This is a genomic window from Prochlorococcus marinus str. MIT 9314 (genome assembly GCF_000760035.1).
In the GTDB taxonomy this organism is placed as follows: Bacteria; Cyanobacteriota; Cyanobacteriia; order PCC-6307; family Cyanobiaceae; genus Prochlorococcus_A; species Prochlorococcus_A marinus_B.
Window position 1 is genome coordinate 72,655 of sequence record NZ_JNAO01000010.1, and the last position, 18,597, is coordinate 91,251.

Annotated in this window: 20 protein-coding genes; 9 read left to right on the forward strand and 11 right to left on the reverse strand. The window is 32.0% G+C overall.

Annotated elements, in window-relative coordinates; genetic code table 11:
- Positions 1–33: 33 nt before the first annotated feature.
- The gene (locus tag EU98_RS03940; RefSeq protein ID WP_032515844.1) at positions 34–762 is read right to left on the reverse strand and encodes an NnrU family protein; all 729 of its coding nucleotides are present in this window, start codon (positions 760–762) and stop codon (positions 34–36) included.
- Positions 763–845: 83 nt separating this feature from the next.
- Here EU98_RS03940 and EU98_RS03935 point away from each other — a divergent pair, with 83 nt between their 5' ends.
- Positions 846–1,790, forward strand: a complete 945-nt coding sequence (locus EU98_RS03935) for a LysR family transcriptional regulator (RefSeq protein WP_025931306.1) — start codon at positions 846–848, stop codon at positions 1,788–1,790.
- 6 nt (positions 1,791–1,796) lie between these two features.
- On the opposite strand, the gene EU98_RS03930 is transcribed toward EU98_RS03935, so the two are convergent.
- A complete protein-coding gene (locus EU98_RS03930) occupies positions 1,797–2,420 on the reverse strand; it encodes a DUF3172 domain-containing protein (RefSeq protein WP_032515846.1) in 624 nt (207 codons plus the stop codon).
- Positions 2,417–2,764 carry an NAD(P)H-quinone oxidoreductase subunit M gene (gene ndhM / locus EU98_RS03925; RefSeq protein WP_032515847.1) on the reverse strand — a complete coding sequence of 116 codons (348 nt, stop codon included), beginning with the start codon at positions 2,762–2,764 and terminating at the stop codon, positions 2,417–2,419. Before ndhM ends, EU98_RS03930 begins: the two co-directional genes overlap by 4 nt.
- Positions 2,765–2,854: 90 nt before the next feature.
- Here ndhM and pds point away from each other — a divergent pair, with 90 nt between their 5' ends.
- On the forward strand, positions 2,855–4,255 hold the full coding sequence (gene pds / locus EU98_RS03920; protein ID WP_032515849.1) for a 15-cis-phytoene desaturase: 1,401 nt from the start codon (positions 2,855–2,857) through the stop codon (positions 4,253–4,255).
- A gap of 33 nt (positions 4,256–4,288) precedes the next feature.
- Positions 4,289–5,197 carry a phytoene synthase gene (locus EU98_RS03915; protein WP_032515850.1) on the forward strand — a complete coding sequence of 303 codons (909 nt, stop codon included), beginning with the start codon at positions 4,289–4,291 and terminating at the stop codon, positions 5,195–5,197.
- 7 nt (positions 5,198–5,204) lie between these two features.
- Here EU98_RS03915 and EU98_RS03910 read toward each other — a convergent pair whose 3' ends face one another.
- Positions 5,205–5,624, reverse strand: coding sequence for an RNA recognition motif domain-containing protein (locus EU98_RS03910; protein ID WP_032515851.1), 420 nt, complete (start codon positions 5,622–5,624; stop codon positions 5,205–5,207).
- Between the two features lie 58 nt (positions 5,625–5,682).
- The gene (locus EU98_RS03905) at positions 5,683–6,900 is read right to left on the reverse strand and encodes a CCA tRNA nucleotidyltransferase (RefSeq protein ID WP_193743015.1); all 1,218 of its coding nucleotides are present in this window, start codon (positions 6,898–6,900) and stop codon (positions 5,683–5,685) included.
- Between the two features lie 14 nt (positions 6,901–6,914).
- Between EU98_RS03905 and EU98_RS03900 the strand changes: the two genes are divergently transcribed.
- Complete coding sequence (locus EU98_RS03900; protein ID WP_032515852.1) at positions 6,915–7,166, forward strand: Ycf34 family protein; 252 nt, start codon at positions 6,915–6,917, stop codon at positions 7,164–7,166.
- A gap of 9 nt (positions 7,167–7,175) precedes the next feature.
- Positions 7,176–7,829: a molecular chaperone gene (locus tag EU98_RS03895; RefSeq protein ID WP_032515853.1), complete on the forward strand. Its 654-nt coding sequence runs from the start codon at positions 7,176–7,178 to the stop codon at positions 7,827–7,829.
- A 4-nt stretch (positions 7,830–7,833) separates the two neighbouring features.
- Here the strand turns inward: EU98_RS03895 and EU98_RS03890 are convergent, their stop codons facing one another.
- From EU98_RS03890 to rpaB, 5 genes are read right to left on the reverse strand one after another with little or no spacing between them, the layout of a single operon-like run.
- Complete coding sequence (locus EU98_RS03890) at positions 7,834–8,454, reverse strand: lysophospholipid acyltransferase family protein (RefSeq protein WP_032515854.1); 621 nt, start codon at positions 8,452–8,454, stop codon at positions 7,834–7,836.
- A gap of 6 nt (positions 8,455–8,460) precedes the next feature.
- Positions 8,461–9,357: an ACP S-malonyltransferase gene (fabD, locus tag EU98_RS03885; protein WP_032515855.1), complete on the reverse strand. Its 897-nt coding sequence runs from the start codon at positions 9,355–9,357 to the stop codon at positions 8,461–8,463.
- Between the two features lie 19 nt (positions 9,358–9,376).
- Positions 9,377–10,384, reverse strand: a complete 1,008-nt coding sequence (locus EU98_RS03880) for a beta-ketoacyl-ACP synthase III (RefSeq protein WP_032515857.1) — start codon at positions 10,382–10,384, stop codon at positions 9,377–9,379.
- Between the two features lie 53 nt (positions 10,385–10,437).
- Entirely contained in the window at positions 10,438–11,844 is a 1,407-nt protein-coding gene (gene plsX / locus EU98_RS03875) for a phosphate acyltransferase PlsX (RefSeq protein WP_032515858.1), read from the reverse strand.
- A complete protein-coding gene (gene rpaB / locus EU98_RS03870) occupies positions 11,845–12,591 on the reverse strand; it encodes a response regulator transcription factor RpaB (protein ID WP_025892447.1) in 747 nt (248 codons plus the stop codon).
- A gap of 107 nt (positions 12,592–12,698) precedes the next feature.
- Here rpaB and radA point away from each other — a divergent pair, with 107 nt between their 5' ends.
- Positions 12,699–14,051 carry a DNA repair protein RadA gene (gene radA, locus EU98_RS03865; protein ID WP_032515859.1) on the forward strand — a complete coding sequence of 451 codons (1,353 nt, stop codon included), beginning with the start codon at positions 12,699–12,701 and terminating at the stop codon, positions 14,049–14,051.
- A gap of 6 nt (positions 14,052–14,057) precedes the next feature.
- Here the strand turns inward: radA and EU98_RS03860 are convergent, their stop codons facing one another.
- Positions 14,058–14,579 carry a photosystem I assembly protein Ycf3 gene (locus EU98_RS03860; RefSeq protein WP_032515860.1) on the reverse strand — a complete coding sequence of 174 codons (522 nt, stop codon included), beginning with the start codon at positions 14,577–14,579 and terminating at the stop codon, positions 14,058–14,060.
- 120 nt (positions 14,580–14,699) lie between these two features.
- On the opposite strand from EU98_RS03860, the gene EU98_RS03855 reads away from it, so the two are divergent.
- The 3 genes from EU98_RS03855 to EU98_RS03845 are packed head-to-tail and all read left to right on the forward strand — an operon-like array spanning position 14,700 to position 18,592.
- On the forward strand, positions 14,700–16,994 hold the full coding sequence (locus EU98_RS03855) for a heavy metal translocating P-type ATPase (RefSeq protein ID WP_032515861.1): 2,295 nt from the start codon (positions 14,700–14,702) through the stop codon (positions 16,992–16,994).
- Positions 16,995–17,633, forward strand: coding sequence for a dTMP kinase (gene tmk / locus EU98_RS03850; RefSeq protein WP_032515862.1), 639 nt, complete (start codon positions 16,995–16,997; stop codon positions 17,631–17,633).
- Positions 17,630–18,592: a DNA polymerase III subunit delta' gene (locus tag EU98_RS03845; protein WP_032515863.1), complete on the forward strand. Its 963-nt coding sequence runs from the start codon at positions 17,630–17,632 to the stop codon at positions 18,590–18,592. The genes tmk and EU98_RS03845 overlap by 4 nt, the downstream gene beginning before the upstream one ends.
- Positions 18,593–18,597 lie beyond the last annotated feature (5 nt).

An 18,597-nucleotide genomic window follows, 5' to 3' on the forward strand; every position in this document is an offset into this window, starting at 1 on the left:
GTTTTAAAAAACTTATATTTAGATTTTAAACTGTCAATTGAAAAATTCAGACAAAAATGATGAATTAAATGTTTTAACAGCAATATTTATATATTGATGAGACCACCAAAGTACTCCGATTGCAATTAATATGCCAAATTGAGATAACCTAAAAAATTCTTTAACCTTAAATTCTTGCCTCCCCTGAATTATTGCCATGAAGGGAATTATGGAAGTATTTTTTTTAAAATTTTCAAATTCTTCTCCAAATCTATTTGCTAATCTCTTGTCACCATGCCAGATTGCAAAAAGATGATGCAAAACTAAACCAATAGAAGTTACTAATGTAAATGATGTACCAATCCATAAAGTATGAGCAAAACACCAAATTATCTGACCAAATGCTTGAGGATGTCTTGTAATTCGCATTATCCCAGTTCCATAGATTCGTACTTTGGGTTTTAAAACCGAGGGAATTTCTAGCAAATTATAAGTAGCGGGATATAAAAATAAAAAACTTATTGCAGTTAAGAACCAAACAACCATAAAAACAAAATTATTGCCCTGTAAATTCCATAATCTGATTCCGTCATATCTATGAGCCAAAAAATAACTGATCAAGATAATTGCTGATGGCAAACTTAAAAAAACAAAACATAACCGCCATAATCTCGGACCCATAATAGATTCTGCTTTGATTCTTAAAGCAGCTCCCCCACTATGAATTACCGCAAAAATCAAAATTAAAAGTAAAATGATTAGGGAAGTTTTATGAGTCTCCATATATTTAAAATGTTCAAATAATTTTTGTTCTTAACAAGAATGCACCAAAGTATTAGAATTATAAGAAATTGTAGGCATAATAGATGCCAGAATTACCTTTTACACTCGACCAATTAAGAATATTAAAAGCTATAGCAGCTCAAGGAAGTTTTAAAAAAGCTGCAGATCTCTTATATGTAACCCAACCTGCCGTGAGTTTACAAATACAAAATTTAGAGAAACAACTTGAAATCACAATTTTCGACAGAGGTGGTAGGAAGGCTCTATTGACTGAAGCAGGAAGACTATTACTTGAATATTGTGAACGAATTTTGAATCAATGCGACGAAGCTTGCAAAGCTATTGAAGATTTAAATAGCTTAAAAGGTGGAACTCTTGTTATTGGAGCGAGCCAAACAACGGGTACCTATTTAATGCCGAGAATGATAGGACTATTCAGACAAAAATACCCTGATGTATCCGTTCAACTTCAAGTTCATAGTACGAGAAGAACTGGTTGGAGTGTCGCCAATGGACAAATTGACTTAGCCATTATTGGCGGACAATTACCTGGAGATTTGGAAAATTTGCTACAAGTAATTCCATATGCCACTGATGAATTGGCATTAGTTTTACCATCTAAACATCCACTTTCGACCAAAAAAGAGCTTCTAAAAGAAGACTTATACAAATTAAATTTTGTAACATTAGACTCACAATCTACAACAAGAAAAGTTGTTGACAAACTTCTCCAAGATTCTGGGCTTGATATTCAAAGATTAAAAATTGAGATGGAACTTAACTCTCTTGAAGCAATCAAGAATGCGGTTCAATCAGGTTTAGGAGCTTCCTTTTTGCCTGTTGTTTCTATTGAAAGAGAATTATCGGCTGGAACAATCCACAAAGCATTCATTGCTGATTTAGAGGTTAAAAGAGAACTTAAATTAATCACTAATCCGTCAAGATATTCATCAAGAGCATCAGAAGTATTTAAGAAAAACATTCTTCCACAATTTGCTAGTTTAGAAAGTCCTTTGAGGCATATATAATTTCGATCAAAACTGAACTGCTTCTTTATTAATACCTACCCCGCCGTCTTCGGCTTGTCCATCTCCTTTTATTATGAATTTATTTTCATTTACATCAGTCTGATAAACGCACTTAACTATTGGCTTGTCTCTTATAGAACCAATATATGCAAAAGTATTCATCCTTTGCTTACATTCTCTTACATCTTCATTACTAATTGCGCCCTGTTTTTGTAACACTGTCCAATTCTCTCTTCTAATCACACACCCTGGCTGAAGAGCTGGTTGCGTTACAAAACTAGTTGATGGATTTAATGTCGTATACATTTCAACATCAATTACAAAAGCACTAGCTCCCCATTGTCTACAAAATTCAGGGTCTGGAACAGCCATATCTAATTGTTGTTGACTTGCGATATTTCCCTGCCCGCCATCGGTTGTACTGGTAATAGCGCTCCCAATACCAACTCCTAAAATTAATACTCCAGCAAGTACGGCAATGGTTCCTGTACTAAAGTTGATCTTTTGTTCAGAAGAAGCAGGCAATCTATTGCTTCTTTGACCATACGGATCCATATCCCTTGGATTTGGAGGATAATAACTTCTATTTGAGCCTCTTCTTGGCCTTCTATTCGATGGTGGTCTATTCACAGTACTTCATTAGTCTTTGGTAAACCCATTGAATAATTCATAACTCTACAATCGGGGTTATAACTAAGCTGACCGTTTTGAAGCAAAAATTTAATTAAACCTTCGATTTCTGATCCTATTTTTCGAAGTTCATAATCATCTAAATCCTTTCCTGCTCTCTCTTTTATTAATTCATTGAATTTTTCATTTATTTTGTTTAGAGAATCATCGTTCCAGATAAATTCGTTATCGGGATCTAAATCAAGAGTTAATTTATTGGGATGAAACTTTAATTCTTCATCTACCACTTCGGCAGTAAAAATTCTTACATGCCTAGTAGTCGATTTTAAAAGCATTTTTTCCATAATTTTACGAAATAATCAACGAAAAAAACTATTATGTTCTAACTTTAATGTAGCTTATTAGTAAGTGTTAATTTATTTCTTGATTTTATAATGCGTGTTGTAATTGCTGGTGCTGGTTTAGCAGGTTTATCTTGCGCTAAATATTTAGTCGATAATGGGCATATCCCGATTGTACTCGAAGCTAGAGATGTTCTAGGTGGGAAAGTTGCCGCATGGAAAGATGAAGATGGAGATTGGTATGAAACTGGGTTGCATATATTTTTTGGAGCCTACCCAAATATGTTGCAACTTTTTAAAGAGCTAGATATCGAAGATAGACTCCAATGGAAAAGTCATTCAATGATTTTTAATCAGCCATCAGAACCTGGAACTTACAGTAGATTCGACTTTCCCGACATACCAGCTCCCGTTAATGGAGTTTCAGCAATACTAAGCAATAATGATATGCTTTCATGGAATGAAAAGATTCTATTTGGATTAGGTTTAGTGCCTGCAATGTTAAGAGGCCAAAAGTACTTAGATAAATGTGATACAAAATCATGGACAGATTGGCTAAAAGAGCACAATATACCGGAAAGAGTTAATGATGAAGTTTTTATAGCGATGAGTAAAGCTCTTAATTTCATTGGGCCGGATGAAATATCATCTACAGTTTTATTAACAGCATTAAACAGGTTTTTACAAGAAAAAAATGGTTCTAAAATGGCATTCCTTGACGGAGCTCCTCCAGAAAGACTTTGCCAGCCAATGGTTGATTATATTACTGCGCGTGGTGGAGAAGTTTACATGAATAGTCCATTACGAGAAATCAACCTTAATGATGACAGCACTGTTAAAAGTTTTACTGTTGCCTCTTTAGATAAAAACGATAAGAAAGAGATAACGGCTGACGCTTATGTAAGTGCAATGCCCGTAGATCTCTTTAAATTATTGATCCCTAAACAGTGGAAAGGGTTAGATGCATTTTCTAAATTAGATGGTTTAAATGGTGTGCCAGTCATTAATATCCATTTATGGTTTGACAAAAAATTAACAGATATTGACCATCTCCTATTTAGCAGATCACCACTTCTCAGTGTTTACGCAGATATGAGTATTACATGTAAAGAATATGAAGATCCAAATAGATCAATGCTTGAATTAGTTTTTGCACCAGCAAAAGATTGGATTAATAGAAGCGATCAAGATATCGTTGATGCAACTATGGAAGAGTTGAAGAAACTATTCCCAACACATTTCATTGGTGAAGATAAGACAAAATTAAGAAAATATAAAGTAGTTAAAACTCCAAGATCCGTATATAAGGCAGTTCCTGGATGTCAAGAGTTCAGACCTAGTCAAAAATCCCCTATAAAAAACTTTTTCTTAGCTGGTGATTATACAATGCAAAAATATTTAGCATCTATGGAAGGTGCCGTTTTAAGTGGTAAATTATGCGCAGAATCAATAAATAAGGAGTACGCTAAAACCCCTCAAAATGCCGCTTCATAACGTTTACAAACCTTTAAATCTAGCTAAAACTTTTTGAAAAATTCAATTTCTCAACTAGACCAAGCATACGAGATATGCCGAAAAGAAACTCAACAATGGGCTAAAACCTTTTACTTGGGAACTCTTCTATTACCCCAAGAAAAGAGAAAAGCTATTTGGGCTATCTATGTATGGTGTAGAAGAACAGATGAAATAATGGATAGCGTAGAAGCCTCAACTAAATCGCAAGATGAGCTTTCTGATAACCTTGACGAATGGGAAGAAAATACTAGAAATGTATTTAAAGGGAATATTAAATCTGAATTAGACTCAGTTCTATTAGATACGATCGAGAAATATCCACAAAGTATTAAACCTTATCTGGACATGATAGATGGCCAGAGAATGGATCTGAATAAATTTAGATACAAAAATTTTGATGAATTAAAACTCTATTGTTATAGAGTTGCAGGAACTGTTGGTTTAATGACTCAAAATGTGATGGGAATTGATAGCGCTTATACATCAGCACCATGGAGTGCAATGCCAGACCCCTCTGAAGCAGCTATAGCTCTTGGAATTGCAAATCAATTAACGAATATCTTGAGGGATGTAGGAGAAGATAGACAGAGAGGAAGAATTTATCTCCCACAAGTGGATATTGAAAAATTTAATTATTCTGAAGAAGAACTTTTACAAGGAAAAATAAACAAGCAGTGGAAATCACTTATGAACTTTCAATTAACAAGAGCTCGTGAATGGTTCCAAAAGTCTGAGGATGGTATCAAGTGGCTATCTTCTGACGCAAGATGGCCAGTATGGACGTCTTTACGTCTTTATAGAGGAATATTAGATTCTATTGAAAGACTGGATTATGATGTTTTCAACAATAGAGCTTTTGTAAAAAATTCAGTCAAAGCTCTAGAGATCCCAATATCTTTTTTAATTTCTCGAATTAAGTAATAGGAAACTAGGCAGGCGTCTTCTGATTAGCCAACAAATCTTTCAATTTAGATAATTCTCCAGCCCATCTTGGATCAGGAGCTTCGAGGTTAGGAGCATCACTATGAACAATTTTCTTAAAATCTTTCCTTTTCTTATTTTTGTTTAATTTTCCACCATTTCTTTTGTTTGAAGCAGAATCTTTTTTTTCTGATAGCTCTACTCTTAATTTAGAACCATTAAATTCAAAACCGTTTAACTTTTGAATTAATAAATTAGCATTATCTTCACTATTAGCTGTAGCGAAACCAAAACCTCTACATTCTTTAGTTTCCTTATCTAAAACTGCTTTAAATCTAATCGAATCAGAAACTGACTTTAAAAGTGTATCAAATTCTTTTGGATTAAATCCTTGTGGTAAGTTGCCAATGTAAATACGAATACTCATAAATTTTTAAAAATGATTTTGAAGTCTGAACTTCTAGACAAAACTAAGCTATGTGTATTTAATCACATTTTGGTGCATTTTGTTCAATCCATCGCTTTGCTTTATAAATAGCTTCATCAAAATTATTTAACCTCTTAAATGCAAGTTCCTTAGAAAGATACCGTAACAGCTCTCCCAAGATAGGCCCATCCTTTATTTTTAAATTTTTTTTTATTGCGTCACCACTAAGTAAATTTGAAGGATGAAATAATTTATCATCACTATTACGCCATCTACGAAGCCAATTTAATCGTAAGTTTTGAGGTAAATGAAAAATAAAAGTTGGAAGAAAAATCTCTAATTCTTTATGTAATTCAAATCTATCTGATTCGGTTAATTTAGCGATATTTTTTTTCTCCAACAAAAAGTGCCATTTTCTTAATAACTTAGTTTTTACAATTTCAGATTTACTAAATTTAAGTTTCTCTAAAGATATAACATCTAAAATTTGAGTAATAAAAAATGATGGTAAAAATTTTTCTTTCTCTTCCTGATTCAGTTCTTCATAATTAATTTTCTCTAAATCCAAAAAAAAAGAATCTTCAGATAAATTATCAGTAGCAAATATATTTAATTTTTTTATCAACAATACTGCATTAAGAGCATTGGCACCATTAACTATTCTCTGTATCTCACTATTAATCCTCTCTTTAGCAACAAGATATAATTTCCCTTTATTTTTTTTAATAAAAGTAATTAAATTAAGATCAACTTTAAAATTCAATTCTGAAACAAATCGAAAACATCTTAATATTCGTAAAGGATCATTTAGTAAATTGTTTTCAGAATGAGTTCTAAGCAAAGAAATCTCTAGATCTTTAAGACCATTTAATGGATCAACCAAACACTTCTTATCAAATAAAAAAGCAATTGAATTTATCGAAAAGTCTCTAGAATATAAATCTCCTTCTATCGTAGATGAAACCTGATTAGCAATATCAATATAAATATCGTTAAGAATAATTCTTACTACTTCTCTTTTTTCATCTAAAATAATAAATTTTGATCTAATCTTATATGCAATCTTTTTCCCAATTTCAATTGCATTTAAAGGTACCACAATATCAACATCTACCTTTTCAGTTTTTCTTCCTAAAATAATATCTCTTATATAACCACCAACCAAATATGATCCGTTAGGTAAATAACATAAAATTAAATCCAAATTATGAAATTTTATACTTTTTTCTAATTCATCAATTATTAGTGTATGATCTTTGTGAATGCTACTTTTCATTTTATTTATTAATTATGTGCATTTGCATCAACTGTAAATGGGTTGATAGATGTATCACATATCATGATGTTGAGAATAATCATGGTGTTGATCATATTTGTGATCTACCTGATTTTAAAGCAAAAAAACCATTCATTCATGTCAATATAGTTAAAGATCATAATGGCGATTATAAAACTGATTGGGATGTTCAATCTTGTGAAAGTTTTGAAAATGAATTTGGTAAATGGTCTAAGTGTAACCCAGGTATGAAAATACCTGTTTAAAGGTAATAGATGACAAATATACTCAAACAAAGAGAAAACTACCCTACATTAGTTATTCATAGCACAGACAATTCTTTTGGCTTTGGGTATAGAAAAAACAATACCCTTGAATCAGATGAATTATTTATCAAAAAATTTGATAATGATCTTTGCAACAACTTAATTACTGATCTTAACAAATTCATTTCCAAAGAAAATTTGAAAAAAATAAATAAGTTATCAGTCAGCATAGGGCCAGCAAATTTTAATGCTTCACGACTTATTGTAGTCTTAGCAAGAACTATCTCACAACAAATAAATTGTCCTCTAGACAGTTTTAGTTCATTTGAAATAATGGCAAAAAGAATTGCATCAAAAAATAATATCTTTAAAAACAAAAAATCATTCTGGATTTACAAAAAATTAAAACGAAAAGGTTTAATTGCAGGTAAATATGAAATTTTTCATAAAGAAAAAAACTCCTCGGATCTTGTCATTAGAGAAACAGTTTTACCAAAAGTTGTCAAAGAACTTGAGAGTAAAGAACTGACTTTTGAGGCTAATTACGATGATAAAGAAGATTTAAAAGAACTATTAAACTTAGCAAATAAAAATTTCTTAAATTCAAATTTAGATACCTGGAGAAAAGTTTTGCCTCTTTACCCTATTTCTCCAATTAACTAAATATTTATCCAATCAAATTATTAATTTTTTCTTGAAGGTATATTGTTACAGAACGCAGATCATCTTTTGATGCACTCTGTGGAGGTTGAACAGGTTTTCCCACTTTGATAACTATTTTTGAAAACAAAGGAATAAAGAATTTAAATCTTATTAGTCTATGAGAATTAACTATTGCAACAGGCAATAATAATTTTTGATTTTTAAAGGCTAATAATGCTGCACCTTGTTTGGGCTTATTTACTCGACCATTTTTTTGTCGCGTACCATCAATAAATATTCCAATACAATTATCATTTGATAATTTTTTACATGCTGTTTTAATGGTATTTTTATCAACAATTCCTCTTTTTACAGGATAAGCTCCACAAGCCCTAATAATAAACCCAAGTAAGGGTATTTTAAATAGCTCTGCCTTGGCCATGAAAGATATATTACGTCCAAGAGCATGTCCTAACAAAGGAGGATCGAGTAAAGAACCATGGTTAGAAACCATTATAAAAGAATTTTTTTGCGGAATATTTTCTCTTCCTATTAAATGACCTCTAAATACAAATTTATAAATTGGTAATACAAAAAGTTTGCTAACTAATTGATAGATTAATTTTTGAAAAACATCGTTTTTCATACTTGATTAATAAGTTATTTGATTAGAAGATGAAACTTGAGAAATTTTTAAATCTTTCATGTGTCTTTTTGCTAAACCGCTAAGCACATTTGATGGGCCAACTTCAACAAAATGAAGATCATTATCTTTTGCCATTAAATCCATAGTTTCTCGCCACCTTACGCCATTACACATTTGATTTTCCAATCTAGTTTTTAGCTCATCAGGATCGTCACATAATGAAGGTTCATAATTACTTATTACTGGGCAAGAAGGATTTTTAAACTTAATCTGTTTTAAATACTCAGAAAATTTAACTGCAGGCTCATCCATAAATGGTGAATGGAAGGCACCTGAAACATTTAATTTTAGGAATCTTTTACAAGAAATTTCTTTCGATAAATTCTCTAACTCTTTATTAGATCCTGATAAGACAACTTGGGAGGAGCTATTATCATTAGCAATTACAACTTCTTCACTTTTTTTGACTAATAAATCAAGTTCATTCCTATCAAAGCCAATTACTGCTGCCATAGATCCTTGCCCAGCATTTACCATTAAATGTGATCTTACTTTTATTAGTGATACGCAGTCCTCGAATGAAAAAACATCCGCACAATATAATGCAGTTATTTCTCCCAGACTATGCCCAGCAACATAAGTTGGTTTAAAACCATTTTCTTTTAAGGCATCTAATAAAATTGATTCAACCAAAAAAAGACAGATTTGTGTATTTCTTGTATTATTCAAATCACTAAGAGGATTGGTTGGATCATAATTCAACTCACAAATTTCAAATAAATTTCTCTCAAATATCTCAGAAGCATAACTAAACCTCTCTTTTGCGCTAGGCAAATTTTCAATTTGTTTTGCCATTCCAATTTTTTGCGAACCCTGTCCAGGGAATACCCATGCAACTGTCATAATGTTCCTATTTTGTTTTTTAACCCCATTTAATTAGGGCTGCACCCCAACTTAACCCAGCACCGAAACCACTTGTAGCAATAATATCATTTTGTTTAATTCTATAATCCCTTACGGCCTCATCCATCATTAGTGGAATTGTTGCTGCTGACGTGTTGCCATATTTTTCTAAATTACTAAGAATCTTTTCTCTAGGAATTTTTAACCTTTCTCCTACAGAATCCAATATTCTTTGATTAGCTTGATGCAGCAAGAGCCAATCAACTTGATCAGAATTATATTTCATTTTTTTCAACAACTTTTCAAGAATTGAGGGAACTTCTTTAACTGCGAATTTATAAACTTCCTGGCCATTCATTTGAATTGGAGAAAAACCTCCACTTGAAAAGTCAATTTCATCAACTATTGAATCCTTATTCTTTTTTGATGGAAGATTTAGAAAAGAACCTCTTCTCCCATCAGTTCTCATATCAAAACCTATAAAATTATCAAATTCATTTGTCGCTTCAATTGCTAATGCACCAGCACCATCTCCAAAAAGAATACAACTTCTTCTATCGGTCCAATCAACAAAACTTGATAATTGATCTGCTCCAATAACAATAGCCCTTTTAAAACTACCCCCTTTTAAAAATTGTGAGGCAGTTATTAAGGCAAATAAAAAACCACTACAAGCTGCAGTTAAATCGAAAGCTACAGCATTAGCTGCCCTTAATTTAGCTTGAATGGATGGGGCTGATCCAAATAAATCATGCGGAGTAGAAGTCGCTAAAACAATTAAATCAATCGTTTTAATATCCCAATTAGCCATTTCTATTGCAGTCAGAGCAGCCTTATAACCCATCTCAGTAACATTATCTTCTACGCTAGAGATTCTTCTCTCAGAAATGCCAGTTCTAGATTGTATCCATTCATTGCTTGTATCAACCTTTTGACTAATTTTTTGATTGGTTAAAATTTGATCAGGTACATAACTTCCGCTTCCCTTGAATGACACTCCAATCTGATTAAAATTTATTCCTTCCAAAAGAGTTTTTTAATTACTTATATTAGTCAAACATAAATTTGACTCAATATGTTTTATGAATTCAAAACTTGAAGCTTTTGCAGTTGATTTAAATTGTCCATAACACCATGATTTACTGCAGAGTGAGCCAAGCGAAGAGCACTAACTACTGATAAAGATTTACTACTTCCATGACCAATAACGCAAATACCATTCACCCCAAGTAATAAAGCGCCTCCATGTTCGGCATGATCTAACCTTTTCTTAATTCTTAGTAGATTACTTTTTAAAAAAGCTGAACCAACTTTCCCTCGCCTTCCACGTGGCAGCTCAGATCTTAAAATATCTAGTAAAACTCCTCCTACAGATTCCAGAAATTTCAATAATATATTTCCAGTAAATCCATCACAGACTACTACGTCGAAACTACCTGATAATACATCTCGCCCTTCACAATTACCTCCAAAATCAAAACTCTTTTCAGAAGATAATAATTCAAATGTTTTTAGGGATAAATCATTACCTTTACATTCTTCTTCTCCAATATTTAATAGGCCAATTCTTGGTTTTTGTACTTGTAGGACATCTTTTGCATAAATATTACCTAGAAGAGCAAATTGATGAAGGTAAGATGGCTTACAATCAGTATTTGCACCAACATCTAAAACTAATACGGGGCGAGTTTGATCCCTTGTTGGAAACAATGCTCCTATAGCTGGTCTCTCAATCCCTTTCAATCGCCCAATTCTAAATATGGCAGAAGCCATCATGGCGCCTGAATTACCCGCTGAGTAGACAGCTTCAGCTTTATTATTTCTCACTAAATCCATTGCAACGTTTATACTTGCACTTTTCCTTTTTCTAACTGCGGTAGCTTCTTCATTCATCCCAATAGGCTCTCCACTATCAATTAATTCAAGACGATTATTCTCTATTTCATTTTCTAATAATTGTGCTAGCCCAGATTTTTCTGCTGCAACTTTAACTTTTTCAATTTTGCCGACAAACTTTATATTTATTGGAAATCTACTTATTGCTTCTAGACAACCCTCAAGAATTGGACCAGGAGCATAATCTCCACCCATCCCATCAACTGCGATCCAAATTCTTTTAGATTGAGATTCCTCCACCCTATTTAAAATATTATCGTTATTTTGTAATCTTTTTAATGGGTCAAAAACTAATGGCTGTAATGTATTTTTAGCTATTGAACTGGCATTTGAAACCACACTACTAGCAGTATTAACAACAGATTCAGCACTTGAAACTACATTACCTGCAACATTACCTGCAACATTACTAGCTGTGGTTACTACTGATCCAGCACCAGAAACCATATTACCCGCAACATTACTGGCCGTTGCTGCAGAACTAGCAGCAGTATCAACTATTGAAGTCACAGCCGAATTTCTTTTATACCAAATTACTAATCTTCTAATAGCTCTGGGCTTATTAATTTTTTGCGCTGTTTCTTTCCCCATTTATTTACCATCAAAGGGAGCAATATCGACAATCCGCTGAAAAAGATATCCTGTACCCCTTGCTGTCAATATCAATTCTGGATTTGCTGGATCAGCCTCGAGCTTAGATCTTAATCTTGATATATGAACATCGACAACTCTTGTATCTACATGTCTCTCGGGAGTATATCCCCAAACTTCTTTCAAAATCTCTCCTCTACTAAATGGCTCTCCTGACCTACTCACCAAAAGCTCTAAGAGACTAAATTCCATACCAGTTAATCTAATTCTTTCATCACTTTTAAAAACTTGTCTTCGATTTGTATCAATTTTGATATCCGTAACCAAAATTAATCCCGAATTGGGCATTCCAGGAATTTGCTCTTTGTCGATTCTTCTAAGAACGCATCTAATTCTAGCTTCTAACTCCTTCGGGCTAAATGGTTTTACGACGTAATCATCAGCACCTAATTCTAAGCCTGTTATTCTATCTGCAACATCTCCTAATGCAGTTAACATAACAATTGGAACATCAGAATCTTTCCTTAACTCTTGACAAACTCCATAACCATCTAGTTTTGGCATCATGACGTCAAGTACTACTAAATCAGGTTCATAATCTTTAAATAACTTTAGTGCTTCTTTGCCATCACTAGCAGTTACAACTTTGTAGCCAATCATGGAGAGACGTGTCTCCAGAATTCTTCTAATACTTGCCTCGTCATCTGCGACAAGTATCGTTTCTTTAGTTTGACTAGATAGAGCCATTTGTTTCTATTAGCTAATCAGTAAGAGAATTTATTATTAACCTAATCTAACTTGTAGAGGGGCAATATCCCAAACATTCAAGCTCCATTACTTCATTCAGAGACTAAATGTCTAGCAAATTATCTACTTTTATTTGTCAGAATTGCGGATCTGAAACTTCTCAATACTTTGGTAGATGCCTGAATTGCAACTCATGGAATTCCATTGTTGAAGAAATAAAAAGTAAGAGATCTAAATATCAAGAAATAAAAAATAATAAAAAATCTATATTGTTTAACGAGATTTCATCAAAAAAAATATCAAGATTTACAAGTGGTTTTAGAGAATTTGATCGAGTACTTGGAGGTGGAATAGTACCTGGATCTGTTGTTTTACTTGGAGGAGAACCAGGTATAGGTAAAAGCACAATAGTTCTTCAATCAGCAGGAAAAATATCCCTTAATAGAAAAGTTTTATATATAACTGCAGAAGAATCTTTAGAACAAGTAAAAATTAGATGGGAAAGATTAAATCAAAACTGTATTGATTTACAAATTTTTGCAGAAACCAATTTATCCCTAATTATTGAAGAGATCAAACGTGTAAATCCAAGTTTCGCAATTATTGATAGTATTCAAGCCATCCATAATCATGAAATGCAAAGTTCTCCAGGATCAGTTTCGCAAGTTAGAGAATGTTCATCTGAATTGCAAAATCTTGCCAAAGACAATAATATTGCTCTTCTCATAATTGGCCATGTAACCAAAGATGGTGCTTTAGCTGGCCCTAAAACTCTAGAGCATTTAGTTGATACAGTAATAAACTTTGAAGGAGATAATATTTCCTCGCATAGATTACTAAGAAGTATAAAAAATCGATTTGGATCGACCTTTGAGATTGGAATTTTCGAAATGCTTGAAGAGGGTTTACGAGAGATAAAAAACCCAAGTTCAATTTTTACAAATAAAGAAAACATTTCAGGTGTAACAACTACGATTACAAATGAAGGCACTCGACCATTAGCAGTTGATATACAAGCACTGGTAAATAAAACTTTCTACAGTAACCCAAGACGTACTACAACTGGAATAAGCATAAATAGATTGCATCAAATTCTAGCTGTTATAGAAAAACACGTAGGGATAAAATTATCTGAATTTGATTGTTATATAGCTACTGGTGGGGGGTTTGAGATTAATGATCCATCATCTGACTTAGGTGTAGCAATATCAATTTTATCAAGTTTGAAAAATATTCCTCCTTTAGCAAATAGCTCATTTATTGGCGAATTGGGTTTGAGCGGTCAGGTTAGAAAATCGAATAACCTTCGGACAAAGATTGAAGAAGCTGTAAGATTAGGGATCAAAAATATCGTAGTGCCAAAAATAGAGGAGGAACTAAATAATAATTTTCAAAATTTAATAAATATCAAAGAGATATCCAATATTAAAGAAGCAGTTGATTATTCTTTATCAAAATAAATAAAATCAAAGGTACATATCAATTGAGCTTCTGCCTGAGTTTTTCAACCAATTCTCAATATCTAGATACCCACCTGGATAAAGTCTCACAGCTTTAGACCAGACTTCAGCAGCTTTATCAAACCAAATATCTCTCTGATCTAAATCGCCATTTTGCTCAGCATATCTTCCCCTTTTTTCATAAATTAAACCTATATTTTTCAAGCATGATGGCTGTTTGGGATTTTCTACTAATGCTTTTTCATAAGTTTCAATTGACAAATCTTCTTCACCGTTACTCATATATATAATTGCCATATTTTTTAAAGTCTCACCCCTATCAATTTTATTTTCTTCAAGCATTAAACTCTCTTTGTAATACTCTAATGCTTCCGAATAATCACCATTATTTTGTGCAGCTAAGCCATCTCGATAGTAAATGTATGCCTTTTTTTCTTTCTCAGCGATAGGCATTATTTTCACAATAGATTCAGCAATTACAGTAAAAGCTTTATCAATAAAATTGTCTCTGTTTTGATTACTAGGCACTGCGCAAAATCTAATAATTTAATATAGTAATTTAAAAAATAACTATTTAAAAAGTCTATTACATTTATTATTATAGTTAAATATAAAGACAAGCATTAATTTGCTTCTATCGTAAAAAATATGGAGAGCATTCAATTAAGCGTTACAGGAATGAAGTGCGGGGGTTGTGTTAGCACTGTTGAAAAAATATTGAATAATTCTGATGGTATTAAAAATGTTTCTGTTAACTTGCTTACTGAAAGTGCTTATTTTGAAATTACCCAGAAACATTTAGAAATAGAATCAATTCTCGATAATCTAAAAGAAAATGGTTTCCCATCAAAGATTTACATAAATGATTTTTCAAAAAAAATAAACAAAACAGAATTAGAAAAAAAAAAGAAGTGGAATAATCAATGGAAAAAACTAACTTTTGCCCTATTACTTTTATTATTTTCAGGATTAGGTCATCTGGCAGAAGGAAGATATATAAATTTTCCAATATTAGGTAATATATTTTTTCACGCTTCATTAGCAACGTTATCTCTATTATTTCCTGGCAGAGGAATAATTATTAATGGATTAAATTCATTTATTAAGAACCATCCTGATATGGATTCTTTAGTAGCTCTTGGAGTAATTAGCGCATATACAACAAGTCTTCTGTCCTTAATATTTCCTGCCACTGGTTTTCCTTGTTTTTTTAATGAGCCAGTTATGCTGTTAGGCTTCATACTGATTGGTCGTTACTTAGAAGAAAGAGCAAGATATCAAACCGGTTCATCCATTGGAGAATTATTAGATCTTCAACCTGAAATGGCAAATATATATACAGAAGACAATCAAATAAAGTCAATAAGAGTGAATACTTTAAGACCTGATCAAGAGATTCAAGTTTTAGCAGGAGACAGAGTACCTGCTGACTGCGTTGTTATCCGAGGTAATTCATATGTTGATGTTTCACATATTACTGGAGAATCCAAACCTATAGAAGTAAAAGAAGGCGAAAATCTATCTAGTGGGTCTTTAAATCTTAATTCAACTCTTAGACTTAAAGTACAAAAGGTCGGAGGAGATTCTTCTCTTGCAAAACTAGTAAATCTTATTGAGTCTGTAAACTCTAGAAAACCTCGCATTCAAAGCATTGCTGATAAAATTGCAGGCAAATTTACTTACTTTGTACTTATTTTTGCTACTCTAACCTTCTTCTTTTGGTGGAAGGGGGCAAAAAACATATGGCCTGAGTTATTAAGTCACAACAATGAATTAATCACCCACTCAAGCCATACACTTCATAGTTCGCTTGGTAGTAATGCTGAGAATTTCCTGAGTTTAGCAATTCAATTGTCAATTGCCGTTTTAGTGATAGCTTGTCCTTGTGCATTAGGTTTAGCAACCCCAACTGTAATCACTGTCGCATCAGGTAAAGCAGCCAAAAAAGGGGTTTTATTTAAAGGCGGGGACAAAATAGAGATGGCTTCAAAAATTAATCACATTATTTTTGACAAGACAGGCACTTTAACAAAGGGAAAGCCTTTCATTGTTGATTACAAAAATAATGATGATAATTTATTTTTATTAAAAATAGCTGCCAGTTTAGAAAAGGAAAGCAGACATCCAATCGCAGATGCCTTAATTCAAGAGTCAAAAAAGCAAAATTTAAGTTTACTTCCAATAAAAAAAATTTTTACTCATTCAGGTCGAGGTATTTCTGGAGAACTTGAATCAATTGATGGACTTATTAATATTGGAAATATTGAATGGCTACTAAGCAAAGAAATAATTATTGATGGTGATGCAAAAAAAGTCATTGAAAATGAAGAAACAAAATCGAACACTATCATTGGAGTAAGTATCAAAGATAAGTTATTAGGCTTTATTTTGCTCGGAGATTTACTCAGAGATGATTCAATTAAAACAGTACAGAATTTGAGAGAAAACAAATTTAAAATTAACATTTTAAGTGGAGATAGGAAACAAACTGTTTTAGCTTTAGCAAAAAAAATTGGTTGTAAAGAAACAGAAGTAAAATGGGATCTTCTTCCTGAAATGAAGCTAAAGACTATAGAAAATTTAAAAATTAATAATAAAGTGGCAATGATTGGTGATGGTATTAATGATGTCCCAGCTTTAGCATCATCAGACTTAGGCATTGCGGTAGGATCAGGGACTCAAATAGCTAAGGCAAATGCAGATGTAGTATTAATGGGAGATCAACTAAATGGATTACCCTACACATTAAATCTTGCAAAAAAAACTATAAGAAAAATAAAGCAAAATCTAACATGGGCTTTTGGTTACAACTTACTTGCTATACCTTTAGCCGCCGGCATTTTATTCCCTAAATACGGTATCCTTCTTACTCCCTCCATAGCAGCATTATTAATGGCTATTAGCTCTATTACAGTTGTAATTAATGCTTTATCTTTGGATTAAATGAAAGGAAAATTTATTGTTATTGAGGGTATTGATGGATGTGGTAAAACTACCCAAATAGATGAACTTTCTAAATGGCTTCCTAATAGTGGTCTAATAAAGAAAGGGTCTAAATTAATCACAACTAGAGAACCTGGAGGCAGTCTTTTAGGAAAAAAACTTAGAGGACTGATTCTTGATAATAATAAAAATAACAAGCCTTCATCTCTTGCAGAATTATTACTTTATTCAGCAGATAGAGCTGAACACGTTTCCAAAATTATTTCACCTGCTTTAAATAATAATGATTGGGTAATAAGTGATAGATTTTCCGATTCCACGCTTGCTTATCAAGGTTATGGAAGAAATATAAATTTAGAAATAATTAAAAATATTGAATCTATTGTTTGTCAAGGAGAATCTCCAGATCTCACTTTCTTCCTAGAAATTTCTCCAGAAGAGAGCATATTCCGAAGAAAAAATGAAATTCCAGACAGAATAGAATCAGAAGGTATTAGATTTTTAGAAAAAGTAAATGAAGGCTTCAAACTAATTGCCAAACAAAAAAACTGGAAAGTTATATCTGCTTCACAAAATATTAAAACTATTTCTAATCAAATTAAAGAGACTTTGCTAAAAAATTTTTCTAATAACAAATGATTGAGGGTAAAAAAAATAATTTTTTCTTGAATGAAGAAGTCAATACCTTTCTTAAAAAAATAATTAAAAACAAATCATTGGCTAATGGTTATATATTTTATGGTGCTGAAGGATTAGGCAAAAAGCAAACTGCTCTTCAATTTATTAAAGAGATTTTCAAACAGTCTTCACCAAACAAAAATATTGAAGAGAGAATTACAAACAATAACCATCCTGATTTTTTAATTATTGAACCTGATTCTCTTTTGGCAACAAAAAGTTCAGAAAGTTTCGATCTTGAAAAAACAATAAAAAGTGGATCTGAGATTATTAAAATTGCTCAAATACGTAATATCAAAACTTTTCTTAGTCAAAAATCAATAAACTCAGAAAAAAAAATTGTTTTAATTACCGATGCACACCTCTTAAACGAAGCTGCCTCAAATTGCCTTTTAAAAACCTTAGAAGAACCTAGTAACGGCATTTTTATTTTGCTAACGTCTAAACTAAACCTTCTCTTAGATACGATCATCTCAAGATGTCAAATCATCAGATTTCGATCTTTTTCTAGTAAACAAATAAATTTAATTTTAAAAGAATATTTAGATACTTCTAAATTAGAGATTAATGCAAAATTAAAATTTGAAGATTTAATAAATTCAGCAAATGGATCTCCAAATCAATTATTGAAAAATATTGAAATTTTTAATAATTTTTCAGATGAAATTATCAATAAATTAGATTATCCAATTAAAAACAGTCTGGAAATCTTAGAAATATCTAAATCAATATCTGAAAAACTGGAAATATATCAACAGATTTGTTTAGTAAATCTAATTCAAACAATTTGGTGGAGAAAAACAAAAAATATAAGTTTAGTTAAAAAACTTGAAAATTTAAAATACCTTTTAAGAAAAAACATTCAAACAAGGTTGGCATGGGAAGTAGCTTTTTTAAAAATTTCAATGGAAGATATTTAATGCAA

Excerpts from the sequence above, each read along its gene's own strand:
- EU98_RS03940 (WP_032515844.1), bottom strand. The coding sequence starts at position 762 with ATGGAGACTCATAAAACTTCCCTAATCATTTTACTTTTAATTTTGATT.
- EU98_RS03935 (WP_025931306.1), top strand. The coding sequence starts at position 846 with ATGCCAGAATTACCTTTTACACTCGACCAATTAAGAATATTAAAAGCT.
- ndhM (WP_032515847.1), bottom strand. The coding sequence starts at position 2,764 with ATGGAAAAAATGCTTTTAAAATCGACTACTAGGCATGTAAGAATTTTT.
- pds (WP_032515849.1), top strand. The coding sequence starts at position 2,855 with ATGCGTGTTGTAATTGCTGGTGCTGGTTTAGCAGGTTTATCTTGCGCT.
- EU98_RS03910 (WP_032515851.1), bottom strand. The coding sequence starts at position 5,624 with ATGAGTATTCGTATTTACATTGGCAACTTACCACAAGGATTTAATCCA.
- EU98_RS03905 (WP_193743015.1), bottom strand. The coding sequence starts at position 6,900 with ATGAAAAGTAGCATTCACAAAGATCATACACTAATAATTGATGAATTA.
- EU98_RS03900 (WP_032515852.1), top strand. The coding sequence starts at position 6,915 with ATGTGCATTTGCATCAACTGTAAATGGGTTGATAGATGTATCACATAT.
- EU98_RS03895 (WP_032515853.1), top strand. The coding sequence starts at position 7,176 with ATGACAAATATACTCAAACAAAGAGAAAACTACCCTACATTAGTTATT.
- EU98_RS03890 (WP_032515854.1), bottom strand. The coding sequence starts at position 8,454 with ATGAAAAACGATGTTTTTCAAAAATTAATCTATCAATTAGTTAGCAAA.
- fabD (WP_032515855.1), bottom strand. The coding sequence starts at position 9,357 with ATGACAGTTGCATGGGTATTCCCTGGACAGGGTTCGCAAAAAATTGGA.
- plsX (WP_032515858.1), bottom strand. The coding sequence starts at position 11,844 with ATGGGGAAAGAAACAGCGCAAAAAATTAATAAGCCCAGAGCTATTAGA.
- rpaB (WP_025892447.1), bottom strand. The coding sequence starts at position 12,591 with ATGGCTCTATCTAGTCAAACTAAAGAAACGATACTTGTCGCAGATGAC.
- radA (WP_032515859.1), top strand. The coding sequence starts at position 12,699 with ATGTCTAGCAAATTATCTACTTTTATTTGTCAGAATTGCGGATCTGAA.
- EU98_RS03855 (WP_032515861.1), top strand. The coding sequence starts at position 14,700 with ATGGAGAGCATTCAATTAAGCGTTACAGGAATGAAGTGCGGGGGTTGT.
- tmk (WP_032515862.1), top strand. The coding sequence starts at position 16,995 with ATGAAAGGAAAATTTATTGTTATTGAGGGTATTGATGGATGTGGTAAA.
- EU98_RS03845 (WP_032515863.1), top strand. The coding sequence starts at position 17,630 with ATGATTGAGGGTAAAAAAAATAATTTTTTCTTGAATGAAGAAGTCAAT.